12 protein-coding genes are annotated in these 14,127 nt (G+C 69.7%); 5 read left to right on the top strand and 7 right to left on the bottom strand.

The genetic code is table 11. The features are described from left to right. Nucleotides 1-222 precede the first annotated feature (222 nt). From K7396_RS00285 to K7396_RS00270, 4 genes are read left to right on the top strand one after another with little or no spacing between them, the layout of a single operon-like run. Nucleotides 223-936, top strand: a complete 714-nt coding sequence (locus tag K7396_RS00285; RefSeq protein ID WP_086719457.1) for a hypothetical protein — start codon at nucleotides 223-225, stop codon at nucleotides 934-936. Between the two features lie 34 nt (nucleotides 937-970). Continuing rightward, nucleotides 971-1,981, top strand: coding sequence for a hydrogenase expression/formation protein HypE (hypE, locus tag K7396_RS00280; RefSeq protein WP_086719456.1), 1,011 nt, complete (start codon nucleotides 971-973; stop codon nucleotides 1,979-1,981). Further along, complete coding sequence (hypF, locus tag K7396_RS00275) at nucleotides 1,981-4,296, top strand: carbamoyltransferase HypF (protein ID WP_223659510.1); 2,316 nt, start codon at nucleotides 1,981-1,983, stop codon at nucleotides 4,294-4,296. The genes hypE and hypF overlap by 1 nt, the downstream gene beginning before the upstream one ends. 10 nt (nucleotides 4,297-4,306) lie before the next feature. Beyond that, the gene (locus K7396_RS00270) at nucleotides 4,307-5,767 is read left to right on the top strand and encodes a hypothetical protein (protein WP_086719454.1); all 1,461 of its coding nucleotides are present in this window, start codon (nucleotides 4,307-4,309) and stop codon (nucleotides 5,765-5,767) included. A gap of 12 nt (nucleotides 5,768-5,779) precedes the next feature. Here K7396_RS00270 and K7396_RS00265 read toward each other — a convergent pair whose 3' ends face one another. From K7396_RS00265 to K7396_RS00235, 7 genes are all read right to left on the bottom strand, one after another. Further along, nucleotides 5,780-6,784 carry a LacI family DNA-binding transcriptional regulator gene (locus tag K7396_RS00265; protein ID WP_086719453.1) on the bottom strand — a complete coding sequence of 335 codons (1,005 nt, stop codon included), beginning with the start codon at nucleotides 6,782-6,784 and terminating at the stop codon, nucleotides 5,780-5,782. Nucleotides 6,785-7,221: 437 nt separating this feature from the next. Continuing rightward, nucleotides 7,222-7,857: a DUF305 domain-containing protein gene (locus tag K7396_RS00260; protein WP_086719452.1), complete on the bottom strand. Its 636-nt coding sequence runs from the start codon at nucleotides 7,855-7,857 to the stop codon at nucleotides 7,222-7,224. Nucleotides 7,858-7,939: 82 nt separating this feature from the next. Further along, a complete protein-coding gene (locus K7396_RS00255) occupies nucleotides 7,940-8,335 on the bottom strand; it encodes a DUF6153 family protein (protein WP_223659509.1) in 396 nt (131 codons plus the stop codon). A 117-nt stretch (nucleotides 8,336-8,452) separates the two neighbouring features. Further along, nucleotides 8,453-10,003, bottom strand: a complete 1,551-nt coding sequence (locus K7396_RS00250; RefSeq protein WP_174886830.1) for a M4 family metallopeptidase — start codon at nucleotides 10,001-10,003, stop codon at nucleotides 8,453-8,455. Between the two features lie 348 nt (nucleotides 10,004-10,351). Next, nucleotides 10,352-11,482, bottom strand: a complete 1,131-nt coding sequence (locus K7396_RS00245; RefSeq protein WP_373866873.1) for a carbohydrate-binding protein — start codon at nucleotides 11,480-11,482, stop codon at nucleotides 10,352-10,354. 589 nt (nucleotides 11,483-12,071) lie between these two features. After that, nucleotides 12,072-12,302, bottom strand: coding sequence for a DUF6480 family protein (locus K7396_RS00240; protein WP_086716565.1), 231 nt, complete (start codon nucleotides 12,300-12,302; stop codon nucleotides 12,072-12,074). Between the two features lie 160 nt (nucleotides 12,303-12,462). Continuing rightward, nucleotides 12,463-12,657 (bottom strand): hypothetical protein, encoded by a 195-nt coding sequence (locus K7396_RS00235; RefSeq protein ID WP_086716566.1) that lies wholly within the window; start codon nucleotides 12,655-12,657, stop codon nucleotides 12,463-12,465. Nucleotides 12,658-12,834: 177 nt separating this feature from the next. On the opposite strand from K7396_RS00235, the gene K7396_RS00230 reads away from it, so the two are divergent. Continuing rightward, nucleotides 12,835-13,968, top strand: coding sequence for a glutathione-independent formaldehyde dehydrogenase (locus tag K7396_RS00230; protein WP_086716567.1), 1,134 nt, complete (start codon nucleotides 12,835-12,837; stop codon nucleotides 13,966-13,968). Nucleotides 13,969-14,127 lie beyond the last annotated feature (159 nt).

Genomic DNA, 14,127 nt, shown 5'->3' with positions numbered 1-14,127 from the left:
CGGTCAGTCGACGGCGAGCGTAGTCATACGAATGACCATTCGCAATGGGTCAAACTTTTCGGCCGTCAAACCTGATGCTCAGAAGCTGAGTTGATGCCAAAGCCACCCCTTGTTCTTCAGTCATGCGTATGACTAATCTGCGACACAGCAGGCGCCGGGCCCCACCCGCCGCCCCTGTTTCGCACGTCCCCTTCCGCCATCTCCCGAGAGAAGAGGCTTGCCATGGCCGAGCGCCTTTCCGTACAGATCGACGCCGAGAACGACGCCTTCACCAACGCCGTGAAGGACCAGCTGCTCACGACCCTCCCGAAGGCCGACACCGCGGCGCTGGAGTGGCTCGTCATGGAGCACTACCAGTTCTCCTTCGCCAACAAGGGCCTGCTGCAGAAGGCCGTGGACTGCACCAAGAAGCTGGCCGACAAGGGCGTCTCGGTGGAGCTCCAGCGCAACGTGGACGAGGAGGACGGCCACGCCCCGATGTACAAGAAGGGCATGCTGGAGGCCGGCACCGACATGGACGAGCGGGTGGAGTTCCTCCCGACGACCCGCTTCCTGGCGGACGTCGACGCCCTGTGCGCCCCCAACCCCTCGCGCGCCCTGGGCTCGCTCTACGCCACCGAGACCGCCGCGATCTTCGAGCACGAGGTCCTCTACGAGATCTGCAAGGAGATCTGCGACCGCCGCGGCTTCACCTACGACGGCAGCCTCATCAAGCGCTTCCACGACATCCACCTGGAGGACGGCGTCGAGCAGGGCCACAAGGACGGCCTGGCCGCGTTCGTGGACCTCGGACCGGACGCCGCGGACGGCGACGGCGAACCGATCGACATGGACGAGGTCCGCAAGGGAGCCCTGGACGCCATCCGCGTCATGCGGGTGTGGTGGGACGCGTTGCTGAACAAGTCCCTGGGACACTCCGTCCTCTCCGCCGCCTGATCCGACGACCGCAACCACCACAGGAGGCCGGCGCGTGACGAAGAGCGTGGTCCTGGACCATGGCGCGGGTGGCGGGATGAGCCAGGAGCTCATCTCCGACACCATCGCCTCGATTCTCGGCGACACCTACATCGGCGAAATGGAGGACAGCGCCCTGCTGGAACTCCCCGGCAGGCGGATCGCCGTCACGACCGACTCCTTCGTCGTGGAACCGCTGTTCTTCGACGGTGGCGACATCGGGAAGATAGCCGTCGCCGGCACGGTCAACGACCTTGCCGTCAGCGGCTCCCGCCCGCTCTACCTCACGCTCGCGGTCGTCCTCGAAGAGGGGTTCGCCCTGGCGGACTTCCGGCGGATCCTGCACTCCGTACGGGACACCGCGGCGTCGGCGGGGGTGCACATCGTCGCCGGCGACACCAAGGTCGTACGGCGCGGGGAAGCGGACGGCATCTTCCTGAACACCACGGGCGTGGGGGTGCTCGAACGCCCCCTGCACCTGTCCAGCCGGTCCCTGCGCACCGGTGACGACATCATCGTCACCGGCTACCTCGGCGACCACAGCATCCACCTCCTCTCCCAGCGGGAGGGCCTCGGGTTCGAACACCGGGTGCGCAGCGACTGCGCGGTGCTCAACCATGTGATCGCCGACGTCCTCGACGCCTGCGGCGAGGGCGTGCGGTGCATCCGGGACGTGACCCGAGGGGGCCTGGGCACGGTCGTCAACGAGTTCGCCCAGGCGTCGCAGGCCGCCCTGCTGCTCTCCCAGCCGGACCTGCCCGTCCGGCCGGAGACCGCCATGGCCGCGGACATGCTGGGCGTCGACGTGATGTACCTCGCCAACGAGGGCAACCTCTGCCTCGTCGTCTCCCCGCAGCACACCGAAGCCGCACTCAAGGCCCTGCACGGCCACGACGAGACCAAGCGCGCGGCGGTCGTCGGCCGCGTCGTCGACGGCGAGCCGGGGACCGTCCGGATGACCGGCACCGACGGCCGCGAGAAGACCGTGGACCTGCTCTACGGTGCCCAGCTGCCGAGGCTGTGCTGATGGCGGCGGTGCGCCGCACCCTGCGGGTCACCGGGTTCGTCCAGGGGGTGGGGTTCCGGCCCTTCGTCTACCGCCTGGCCACCCGGCACCTGCTGGGCGGCTGGGTGCTCAACGACACGCGGGGCGTCACCATCTGCCTCGAAGGGCTCCGCACCGCGGCGGACGCCTTCCACACCGACCTCTACGCGGAGCTGCCGGGCCTCGCGCGCATCGACTCCTGCGAGGTGGTGGCCGAGGAGCCGCTGCGGGACGGGAGTTCCGCCTTCGCCATCCGGCAGAGCCGCCCCGACGGCGGCCGGGGAGGACTCGTCACCCCCGACAGCCTCGTCTGCGCGGACTGCGTCGCCGAGCTGACCGACCCCGGCGACCGCCGCCACCGCTACCCCCTCATCAACTGCACCAACTGCGGGCCCCGTTACAGCATCATCAAGGGCCTGCCCTACGACCGGCCGCTGACGACCATGGCGGACTTCGTGATGTGCCCGGCCTGCCAACAGGAGTACGACTCCCCGGCCGACCGCCGCTTCCACGCCCAGCCCAACGCCTGCTGGTCCTGCGGCCCCCGGGTCCGGCTGCTGTCGGCGGACGGCACGGACAAGGGCGGCGACGACCCGGTCGGCACCGCGGCCCGGATGCTGCGCGACGGCCAGATCCTGGCCGTCAAGGCGCTCGGCGGCTACCAGCTCATGGCCGACCCCTACCTGCCCGCCGCGGTGCGCGAGCTGCGCTCCCGCAAGGAACGCAGCACCAAACCCCTCGCCCTGCTGGCCACCGACAGCGCGACGGTGGCCCGCCACGCCCACCTCGACGCGGAGGAGACCCGGCTGCTGGAATCCCCGGCGCGGCCCATCGTCCTGCTCCGGGCCCGCCAGGACGGCGGCCTGTCACCGGACGTGGCCCCCGGATCCCCCACGCTGGGGTTCATGCTGCCGACCACGCCGTTGCAGCACCTCCTGCTCGCCGACACCGCCGGCGTCCTCATCGCCACCAGCGGCAACGCCCCCGACGAGCCCATGGCCCGCACGGAGGAGGAGGCCCTCGGCACCCTCCAGGGCCTGGCGGACGCCTTCCTCGTCCACGACCGCGCGATCCATACCCGGGTGGACGACTCCATCGCCCGGGTCGTGCACCGCGCGGAGGGACCCGCGACGGTCCTCCTGCGCCGGGCACGCGGATTCGTCCCCGACCCCCTGCCGGCCCCCTTCGAGCTGCCCCCGGTCCTCGCCGTCGGCGCCGAACTCAAGAACACCGCGTGCCTCGGCGCCGGCACCTCGCTCCATGTCGGGCAGCACATCGGGGACCTCAAGTCGCCGGGGAACCAGCGGTTCTTCGCGGACACCATCAGCCACCTGCGCGGGATCTTCGACGTCACCCCCCGCTACGTCGCGCACGACCTGCACCCGGACTTCCACAGCACCCGCTACGCCCGCTCCTGCGCGGACATGGAGCCGGTCGCCGTCCAGCACCACCACGCGCACATGGCGTCCTGCATGGCCGACAACGGCCTGGACCGCCCGGTCCTCGGCGTGATCTTCGACGGCACCGGCTACGGCACCGACGGCACCATCTGGGGCGGCGAGTTCCTCGTCGGCGACTACCGCGGGTTCGAGCGGGCCGGACACCTCGCGCGCTTCCGGCTGCCCGGCGGCGACAAGGCCGTCCGGGAACCGGCCCGGGTGGCGATCGCCCTGCTCACCCAGTACTTCGGCCGGGACGCCGCGTCCCTCCCGATCCCGCTGGTGCAAAACCGCGACCCGTTCGAGGTCGGCGTCCTGATGAAGATGACCGAACGCGGCCTCCACGCCCCGCTGACCTCCAGCATGGGCCGCCTCTTCGACGGATACTCCGCACTGCTCGGCGTGTGCGAGGAGGTGGGCTACGAGGGCCAGGCCGCCATCGAACTGGAACAGCTCATCGCATGGGACCACACCCCGGCGACACCCTGGCCGCTGCGGCTGGACGACGAGGACGGGCGCCTGGTCGTCGACCACCGGCCCTGGCTGGAATCCCTGCTGACCGGTCTCACGGAGCGGCGCGGCACCGCCGAGTTGAGCCGTGCGTTCCATGAGAGCATCGTGCACGCCGTGGTGGAGGTCTGCCTGCGCCTGTCCCGCACCCACGGACTGCCCGATGTCGTCCTGAGCGGCGGGGTGTTCCTCAACCAGCACCTGCTGGTACGCACGGAACAGGAACTGACCGCCGCCGGACTGCGGGTCCACACCCACCGGCGGATACCCCCCAACGACGGCGGCATCTCCGTGGGACAGGCAATGGTGGCGGCCGCCCGGGCCGTCGCGAAGGACGCAACGAACTGACGAGGCGGCAATGGACGAACAGCGGGTGCGGGCGGCCTTGGACGCCGTCGTCGGACAGCTCCGCACATTTGTGCCCGACATGGCCCCGTACTTCGAGGACGACCGGCCACTGGGGGAGTACGCGAAGGCGCTGTCCCCCACCTCTGCCGTCGCCCCCGAACACGCGGCACGACAGGAGCTGATCGCGCGGTCCGTACGGCGGGTACTGGGCCGGGCGTTCGGGCCCGGCGGCCCCGCGGACACCGTCACGGCCCAGGACATCCGGGCCGTGAACATCGTCGACCACCATCAATTGCTCAACCATCCGCTGCTGCTGGGCACCAACATCATCGCGAATGCGGGCCGGCTGCTCTCCGGCCGGCCGGCGGCGCCGATCGTCACGTTGTCGTGCAGCAACGTCAACCCCAGCAACCACTACATGAGAAACGGGTTCCGCTTCCGCGGCACGGACATCCCCTACTTCTCGGCGAAAGAACACCGGGACGTCATGTACTACCTCCCGCCGCGGCCCTTCGACTTCGTAGAACGGCTCCGATCACTCAAGCGCTGGTCCGCTTTCGCACCCGACGACCAGGATTTCCTGGAGGAGTATCAGCAACTCCTCAACGGACTTGATCATTCCGGCTGTACCGTACATCGAGATCAGCTGGCGACCGTCGTGCACGGGACCTGGCCCCGGCTCTTCTCGGAAGAACTGCGGCCGCACATTCCGGATTTGCTCTATGCCGGCGCCGAGGACGTGGCCAGGGAAAGCCTGATCGAGTTGCTGGCGGAGGAGAGCTGGCTTTCCACGGCCCTGCTCGACCCCGCACAGCGGCAGCGGGTCCTCGACACCTTTCGCGGGGTCGTGGTGGCCTGGGACGAGGCCGCGGGGAAAGGCACCCACTTCTTCTGGCTGCGGCACCCCCGCCGACCGGGGCTCCTGCGGCTGTACGTACAGGGCAACGCGCTCGTGCCGGCCGACGAACGCTTCGCCCACCTGCGCATTCCCCTGGAACGGGAGGCGCTGCGCGAGGCGCTGCACCGCGAGGACCTCGTCCCCTCGGTGGCGCTGTACATGACCCTGCTGCTCTTCGCGGGCATCAGGCCACTCGTCGGCCCCGGCTCCCTCGTCTACACCACACAGCTCAGGGACGGGTGGCGCACCCTGCTCGACCGCCACGGCCCGGCCGAGGAGGCCCGGCTCCTCGACGAGGTCGATGTCACCGGCATGATCGCGGGCACCCCGGTGTTCTTCGAACGGACCGGACCCACGCTGACGACGTGCTACGCCGCCGACGTCATGAGTGCGGGCGGCGTGGACGCGACGTATGTCGACAGCGTGCTCCGTACCCCGTTGAACGACCTGCTCTCCGTGGGATCCGGCGGCGTCTACGACCTGTTCGCGAACTCCTACATCCCCAAGGAGAAGCGGCTCGCGGAGCGGACCGGCTTCGACGAGGCCGCCACGCTCGTCCACGACTGGGTGTGAGCGCGCGGCCCCTCACCCCCGGGGCGCCGGCCCTATGGAGTCCCGCTCGACGAGGGTCACCGGCAGCGGTTCCGACTCCGCCGCCTCGCCGCCGCGCAGCCCGACCAGCACCCGCATCCCCCGGTCGCCCAGTTCCTCCAGCGGCAGGTGGACGCTGGTCAGCCCGGGGGTGGCCTGGGAGGCGGCGGGGGCGTCGTTGAACCCGATCACGGACAGGTCCGTGCCGATGGTCAGCCCGAGGCTCATCGCCGCCGAGTAGACCCCCGTCGCCATGTTGTCGTCGTCGCAGACGACGGCCGTGGGCCGGTCCGGCGCGGACAGCACCGGCATCATGCGTTCCTTGACGAGGGCCGGGGCGAAGGGGCACGTGACCCGCTGGGCCACCACGTCGGGCCGGGTGAGCACCCCCAGATCGAAGGTCTGCGCCCGCTGCTCGAAGGTCCACGCGGGGCGGTCGGCCCGTACATGGGCGATGCGCCGGTGCCCGAGGGCGAGCAGCCGGTTCAGGGCCAGCGCCATGCCTCCGCCGACGTCCATCGTCACGGCCGGCGTGCCCGGCGCCGACGCGTCGTCGAGGACCACCAGGGGCACCCCCGCGCTGACGTCGGAGACGGTGGTCGCGGGCATCGAGCACGCGAGCACGCCGTCGAGCGCCTGCTGCGGCGCGGAGAACGGGCTGGTCCCGTCCTCGGCGCTGAGCGGGAAGACCACCAGGCCGAGGCCGTGTTCGGCGCCGCGGCGCGCCGCGCCCGCGTGGACGGCGGCGAAGGCGTTGTTGGTGAGGGTGGGGACGGCCAGCAGGACCGTGCCACTGGTTCCCAATCGGAGATGGCGGGCCGACTGATTGATGCGGTAGCCCATCCGCTGGGCTGTCTCGGTAACACGTCGCACCGTCTTGTCGCTGATTCGGCCGCGGCCTTTTCCGTTCAGTACCAGGGAAACCGTCGACTGGGATACACCGGCAACGCGAGCGACATCTGTCGCGGTAACAGCCCGGTAAGGTTCGGTATCGGACATTCCGGAATCTTCTGTTGGGATGACGTGGAGCTCTTTCTCTTATTTCTATCGCACATTCGACGGAAACGCCGCACGCAGTTCGCACGATGAGATGCGTGTGCAGATCCGTATGTTCTACAACCTCCCAGGGGCAAAAAGAAACCCGATACGGGTCGGTCGAGGGGGCGGAACCGCCAAGTCAGCGGAATCCCTCGTCGTTGGCGCTACTGCGCGCGACGGATCCGAACCGGTCAGTTGTCCGGCGCGAGTTGGCGAATTCGCCGTAGACGGAAGCCGGAACGGTGAACTCCGGTGCGAGGGATTGAACCCGGTGGGGAGACGGTCGCGGCGACGGGACGACGTCATCGCCGCCGTGACCTGCACCGACCGCGGGCCGAAGCCCGCGGTCGGTGCAGCGGGAGCCCACGGTCGGCGCGGGCTCCCCTCGCGGCCGGCGGTCAGCCCTTGCCGAGCAGCTTGTTCATCCGGGCGATCTCCGCGCTCTGGGTCCTGATGATGTCCGTGGCCAGTGTCTTCGCCCGGCCGTAGGCACCCTTGTCCTGTTCGGTGCCGGCCATCTTCACCGCGCCCCGGTGATGCCCGACCATCATCTCCAGGAAGGACCTGTCGAACTCCTTGCCGGACTTCTTCTTGAGCGCCGCCATCTCCGGCATGCCCTTCATGCCGGGCATGCCGGAGTGGGCGGAGTGGTCCATGCCGGGCATCTCGGCGGGCACCGGCTCGTGCCAGGCCGCCAGCCACCCGGACAGCGTCCTGATCTCCGGGGCCTGGGCCTTCTTGATCTGGGCGGCGAACTCCTTGACCTGCGGAGAAGAGGCCCGGGTGGCGGCCAGGCCGGCCATCTCCACGGCCTGCCGGTGGTGCGGGATCATGCCCTTCGCGAAGGCCACGTCAGCGGCATTGTGGCCGTCGGACGAAACCCGGGCGCTCGGCGAGGAAGCGGGCTTCGCGGGGGAGCCGTCGCCGGAGTGGTTGCCGCTGTCGCTGCTGCCGCAGGCGGCCAGTGCCAGTGCGCAGGCGGCGGTTGCCGCGACGAGAGGGACGCGGCGGGCGAGGGGACGGAAGAACGTCATGGGTGAACTCCTGAAGACGTGCGGTATCGGAACGTGCCGGACGACGACGCCACCCCGGAGCGGGGCGTGCCGTCGGGCGTTCCTAGATCCGCAGAAGTTGGAGTTCGGCCAGCGAGGGAGGCGCCCGCCCACCGTCCCGGCCCTTCGACTCGCCCGCGTCCGCCACGGACTCGGGCTCGGCGGGGCGGATGGGGGAGGGCATCAGGGCCGGGGGCGTCGGCGTCGCTTCGAGCGCCCCGGACGCGCAGGTCGTGTCGGCGTGGTGGAGCTTCCCGCCGGCGCCGCAGTCTCCCGCTCCGTGGCAGTGCGCGTGCGCGGTGCCCATCGCGGACATGCGGGGTCCGTGCGGGTGAGGAGCCGAGGTGACCGCGGGGGCGAGGGCGTGCATGCCCAGCAGGCCCGCCAGCAGCGCGAGTACGAACAGCGCACGACACCGCCGGGCGGGCGGCGTGAGTTCGTACGGTCGGCGGGGCAGCACGCCCTCATCGTAGGCAACGCTCCGGGCGGGCGGCGCGGCAGCCCGGGTCCTGCGCGCACGGCGCAGGACGGCGTCCCGGCAACCGGTTGCCGGGACGCCGTACCGAAGAGGGGACCGCTACTTCACGTTGACGCCCGTCCACGCGGCGCCGACGGCCTTGTACTCGGCGCTCGTCGTGCCGTACAGGGCGCCTGCCGCCTTCAGGGTCGCGGCGCGCGCGGCCTTGTAGTTGGTGGTGGAGGTCATGTACGTGGTGAGGGCCTTGTACCAGATCTTCTCGGCCTTGGCCCGGCCGATGCCGGTGACCTTGGAGCCGTCGGAGGTCGGGCTGTTGTAGCGGACGCCGTTGATGGTCTTGGCGCCGCTGCCCTCGGACAGCAGGTAGAAGAAGTGGTTGGCGACGCCGGACGAGTAGTGCACGTCCTTGTTGCCCACGCCGCTGGACCAGTAGTCGGCCGAGGCCCCGTCCTTGGACGGCTTGTCCATGTAGCGCAGCGGGGTGCCGTCGCCGTTGATGTCGATCTTCTCGCCGATGAGGTAGTCGCCCGGGTCCGAGGCGTTCTTGGCGTAGAACTCCGCCGACGTGCCGAAGATGTCGGACGTGGCCTCGTTGAGACCGCCGGACTCACCGCTGTAGTTGAGCCCCGCGGTGGCGGCGGTGACGCCGTGGCTCATCTCGTGGGCGGCCACGTCGAGCGAGGTGAGCGGGTGCGAGTTTCCTTCGCCGTCACCGTAGGTCATGCAGAAGCAGTCGTCGTCCCAGAAGGCGTTGACGTAGTTGCTGCCGTAGTGGACGCGGGAGTAGGCGCCCTTGCCGTCGCCGCGGATGCCGTTGCGGCCGAAGGTGTTCTTGTAGAAGTCCCAGGTGACGGCCGCACCGTAGTGTGCGTCGACGCCGGCGGTCTGCCGCCCGCCGCCCCACACGTCGTCCGCGTCGGTGAAGAGCGTGCCGGTGCCCGAGGTGTTCTGCTTGAGGTCGTAGGTCTTGTGGCCGCCGCGGGCACCGTCGGTCAGCTGGTAGGTCGACCCGCTCTTGGTGGTGGTGAGCGTGACCTTGCCGCTGTAGGTGCTGGTGCCGGAGCCGGTCTCGATGGCCTCGTTCTGGAACAGCTTCCGCCCGGTGGCCGCGTCGGTGATGACGTGCAGTTCGCTGGGCGTGCCGTCCTTCTGGACGCCGGTGACGACGGTTTCGTACGCGAGCACCGGCTTGCCCGTGGCGGCCCAGATCACCTTGCGCGGCGCGGCGGAGGCGCTGGTCCGGGTGTCCTTCTTCGCGGCGGCGGCGCTGAGCGCGCTCTTCTTCGCCTCGGAGGGGGCGAGCGCGGCGGACGTGGTGGCCACGGATATCCGCGCGTCGGTCGCCCTGGTGACGCTGCGGGTCCCGTTCGCGGCCTCGTGGACCACCAGGTCGCCGCCGAGGACCGGCAGTCCCTCGTACGTGCGCTCGTACCGGGTGTGCACGGTGCCGTCCGCGTCCTTGACGACGTCACGCACGACGAGCTTCTCCGCCGCGCCAAGGCCGATCTTCGCGGCGGTGGCGGAGGCGTGGTGCTGGGCATCCACGAGCGCGGATGCCCGCTGCGCGCTGGACAGTTGGACCGCCGAAGCGCCGGTCGCACGGTCCGGCTGTGCGCTGGCCGAGCCGGTCTGGACGCCGACGGCGACCATCGCGGCGGAGGCGACCAGGGCAGCGGCGCGCAGGGTGTTCTTGCGGGGGGTGGACGAGATCCGTCTCAACTCGGTCTCCCTTGTGAGGGCCGCGGCGTCGCGGCCCAGGATGCGGCCGGGCAGCCGAGGGGTGGATGCCCGGTGGAGCAGAAGAGTGAATCGAGGGGAGCGTGCCAGGAGTTGACGCTTTTTGACAGATGTTCAACACAGAAGAAACAACAATTTCACCAATGGCAATGCTTTGTGATGTCTTTCGTGGCATTTGCGGCCATGGCGCTGGCGAGGCAGGGGCGGCGCGCAGGGGAGAGGGGGGAGGAGCGGCCGGCGGGAGCGCACCTCCCCCTGAGGTCAGCAGGCGCCCAGGTCGCGCCAGACCCCCGAGCCGCCGGTGGAGGGCGTCTCACCCTGCGTCCACCACTTCGCCTGCCACGTATGGCCGTTGTACGAGGCCGTGTCGCCACCCACATAGACCGTTCCGGCGTTGTAGGCGGGGGCGGTGCAACTGCCGGGCGGAGTGGTGGGCGGGATAGTGGGTGGCGTGGTGGGCGGGGTGGCCCCGGCGAATTTCACCGAGTACGCGGTGAAGTCGTACGCACCCTGCGGAACACTGCTGCAGGTGCCGGACGTCCTGCCGTTGTTGTCCGGCGGGGAACACTGCCGGTCCCGGTTGACGGACCAGTTCGTGAAGCGCGCCATGTGATGCGCGGTCGCGAAGTCCAGCACCGTCCGGAAGTCCGCCTGGGTGAAGTACTCGCCGGTGTCGCTGCGGCCGTTCATCTGCGAGATGCCCTCGTGGGCGTACGCGGTGGCCTCGTCCCAGCCGAAGGTGGTCCGCAAGAGGGAGTTGAATTTGGTCAGGGCCGCGGTCTGGGAGGCCGCGCCGTTGAAGCCGCCGTCGAACGGCATGATGGAGAAGTTGTCCGGTGTGAAGGACTGGGACTTGGCCTCGTCGAGCATCTGCTTGCCGAACCAGCCGGTGCCGTCCGCGGTGCCGGCCGTGGTGACGGAGAGGTAGATACCGGGGTTCCGCTGCTGGAGGATCTTGGCGGCCCCGATCTCGTTGTGGATGGCCGCGGCGTTCTCGTACTCGGGCTCCTCCAGGTCGAAGTCGAGAGCCTTGAGGCCGTACTTGTCGACGACCCGCTGGTATGCGGCGGCCGTCGCCTCCGGGGTGCCGCAGGTCTGCCCGAGCTTGGTGCCGCCGTACCCGCCGATGGAGGCGGAGACATCCCCGCCCTTCGCGCGGATCGCGGAGATCACGCCGGCCACCGCGGTGTCCGAGCCGACCGGGTCGGTCCCGCCCCATGTCGGCGCGCAGCCACCGCCGTTCGGGGCCAGGACAAAGGCGAGCTGGAACGCCTTGAGGCCGGTGGCGTCCATCACCGATGCGGCGTCCGGCGGGTCGTTGTCCAGCGGCATGAGGTAGGGCGCCGCGGCGTACCAGTTGCTGCCCACGGACTGCGGGGCCGCTGCGGCCATGCCGTCGTCGCCGGCGAGAGCCGTACCGGTGGCCGCGAGTGCGAGGCAGGCCGCCGAGAGGACGGCGGCGAGAGTTCTGACGTGACGAGGTGGCACATGCCCTCCCACGAAACGAAGTTGGCCCAGATGGTCCAGACCAATCGCCTCATAGGGTGCTCGCTCGCCATGAGCGCGTCAACGCTTCGGGCTGGACTGGTGCCGGTGCTCAACTCTCCGTGGGGCCGCCGGTGGCTGATTCGTCGGCGGGGCTTGGTGTGGCCTGATCGCGATCAGGGGGCGGGTGCCCCTGGTGGGCGGGTGCGGCGCTGCCGCACTGGTGCTTCGGGGTCGGGTGAATTAGGCCGGCACGCACGCCGTCGACCGGATGTATCCCCAGGCCGAACGTGACAACCCCGCGGCTCTCCGGCTCTGTGGGCTCGGGCTTCGCTGAGGTGTGTGGCTACCACTACTGGACCGGCTGGTGCGTTGCGCACTCCGGAGCCGACAGCGCTCGGCTGTCAGCACGCGGAAACTCTCGGCGCACGGGGCCGTCGGCACCCGCGACCTTCAGCGCTCAGGCCGCCACCGTGCGTGCGGGACCCCCCAGTGGTCACACGGTCACGATCACGGCGTAGGCGATGAAGAACGCGGCGCAGAGCACCACGATGATGCCCAGGATGATGACGGGGCCTGTGGCCCATCCACGGGTCTGGCTGTCACGGGGGCCGGTCTCCGCGCCGGTGCTGCCCTCGCCCTGCGGGGTTTCCCCGGGCGGTACCCCGACTCCAGGGGCGAGGCCGGGGGAGCGGCGTGGATCCTGATCGGAAGATGGAGAACTCATACCGGTAGCTTGCCCCGTTTTGCCCGAAATAAATGACGGGCGGGGGTCCTGGGCGGCCGAGCTGGGGCGCGACGGGGGAGCGGGGCTACCGGGCCCGGGATAGGGCTGCGGCGATGGCCATGACACCCCCGCCTCGTGCCGTACGGGGGCCGGACGCACCTCAGCGGTCGACGGCGATGTCCTCGCGGAGCCCGTCGGAGAACTCCCACCACGACAGGGGGAGCCAGTCGCCGTTGATAAATGCATCGACAGTCGCGCCGCGACCGCGGACGGTGACCGTCGTGCCGGGCGGGTACGAAGTGCCGGACAGGCCGAGCACGGGGACGAGCAGGGTCCCGAGCCGCTGTGCTGCCACGTGTGTCGCCCTCCCTCTTTCGTTTCTCGGTGCGGTGCGACTTTGCGATACCGCGAGTGGATATCCCGACTCACATTACTGGCTTGCCGCATCCGATCGACCGGAGAATCATGAGGGATAGGTCACGTCGAAAAGGTGGGGGAATTCTGCGTGCTATCCACCGGGAGGTGGCAGCGAATGAAAGCCGTCGTCTACAAAGGGCCGTACTCCGTCGAGGTCGAGGACGTCGCCAAGCCCGGCATCCAGCACCCCAACGAGGTGGTCGTCAAGGTCACCTCCACCGCGATCTGCGGCTCGGACCTGCACATGTACGAAGGTCGCACGGCAGCCGAGCCCGGCATCGTCTTCGGCCACGAGAACATGGGGATCATCGAGGAAGTAGGCCCGGGCGTCACCTCGCTCATGGCGGGCGACCGTGTGGTGATGCCCTTCAATGTCGCCTGCGGGTTCTGCACCAATTGCCTTGAGGGGTACACCGGATTCTGTCAGACCGTCAATCCGGGATTTGCGGGTGGCGCTTACGGATATGTCGCCATGGGGCCCTGGTCGGGCGGCCAGGCGGAATATCTGCTCGTTCCCTACGCCGACTTCAACTGCCTGAAACTTCCGCCGGGAAACGAGCACGAGTCCGACTTCATGCTGCTCGCCGACATCTTCCCCACCGGATACCACGGCTGTGAACTCGCCCAGGTACGCCCGGGCGAGAGCGTCGCGGTGTACGGCGGCGGGCCGGTCGGGCTCATGGCCGCCTACTCCGCTCTCCTGCGCGGGGCGAGCAAGGTCTTCGTCGTCGACCGGATACCCGAGCGGCTGGACAAGGCCCGTGAGATCGGTGCGGTCCCGGTCAACTTCGCCGAGGGCGACCCGGTCCAGCAGATCAAGGACCAGACGCAGGGGGCCGGCACCGACAAGGGCGTGGACGCCGTCGGCTACCAGGCCATGGCGCACGGCGAGGCCCGCGAGGAACCGGCGACCGTCCTGAACTCGCTCGTCGAAACGGTGCGGGCCACCGGTGCCCTCGGTGTGCCGGGCCTGTACGTTCCGGCCGATCCGGGCGGTCCCGACGAACAGGCCAAGAAGGGCATGCTCGTCGTCTCGATCGGCAAGCTCTTCGAGAAGGGGCTGCGGATGGGGACGGGGCAGTGCAACGTGAAGCGCTACAACCGGCGCCTGCGCGACATGATCATCGAGGGCCGGGCGAAGCCGAGCTTCGTCGTCTCGCACGAACTCCCCCTCGATCAGGCCCCCTCGGCGTACGACAAGTTCGACAAGCGCATCGAGGGCTACACCAAGGTCATCCTGCATCCGTAGACCTGGCGGCCGCGCGGCCCCGCCGGCGCCGGAAGCCGAGGCCATGGCCGTCGGCCGGTGCCGCGCCCTGCACCTGTTCCGGCCGGTCCGCGAGGGGCCGGCGAGGCATTCTGCGGCCATCTGCCGCGGCATGGTCTGAAGGGAGGATGACGGGGTACC

Source organism: Streptomyces angustmyceticus, from assembly GCF_019933235.1.
In the GTDB taxonomy this organism is placed as follows: Bacteria; Actinomycetota; Actinomycetes; order Streptomycetales; family Streptomycetaceae; genus Streptomyces; species Streptomyces angustmyceticus.
This window is presented reverse-complemented; position numbering and strand designations above follow the sequence as displayed.

Bases quoted from the DNA above. Each gene is read 5' to 3' on its own strand.
- K7396_RS00250 (WP_174886830.1), bottom strand. From the start codon at position 10,003: ATGGTCGCCGTCGGCGTCCAGACCGGCTCGGCCAGCGCACAGCCGGAC.
- hypF (WP_223659510.1), top strand. From the start codon at position 1,981: ATGGCGGCGGTGCGCCGCACCCTGCGGGTCACCGGGTTCGTCCAGGGG.
- K7396_RS00240 (WP_086716565.1), bottom strand. From the start codon at position 12,302: ATGAGTTCTCCATCTTCCGATCAGGATCCACGCCGCTCCCCCGGCCTC.
- K7396_RS00245 (WP_373866873.1), bottom strand. From the start codon at position 11,482: ATGGCCGCAGCGGCCCCGCAGTCCGTGGGCAGCAACTGGTACGCCGCG.
- K7396_RS00260 (WP_086719452.1), bottom strand. From the start codon at position 7,857: ATGACGTTCTTCCGTCCCCTCGCCCGCCGCGTCCCTCTCGTCGCGGCA.
- K7396_RS00265 (WP_086719453.1), bottom strand. From the start codon at position 6,784: ATGTCCGATACCGAACCTTACCGGGCTGTTACCGCGACAGATGTCGCT.
- K7396_RS00230 (WP_086716567.1), top strand. From the start codon at position 12,835: ATGAAAGCCGTCGTCTACAAAGGGCCGTACTCCGTCGAGGTCGAGGAC.
- K7396_RS00285 (WP_086719457.1), top strand. From the start codon at position 223: ATGGCCGAGCGCCTTTCCGTACAGATCGACGCCGAGAACGACGCCTTC.
- K7396_RS00270 (WP_086719454.1), top strand. From the start codon at position 4,307: ATGGACGAACAGCGGGTGCGGGCGGCCTTGGACGCCGTCGTCGGACAG.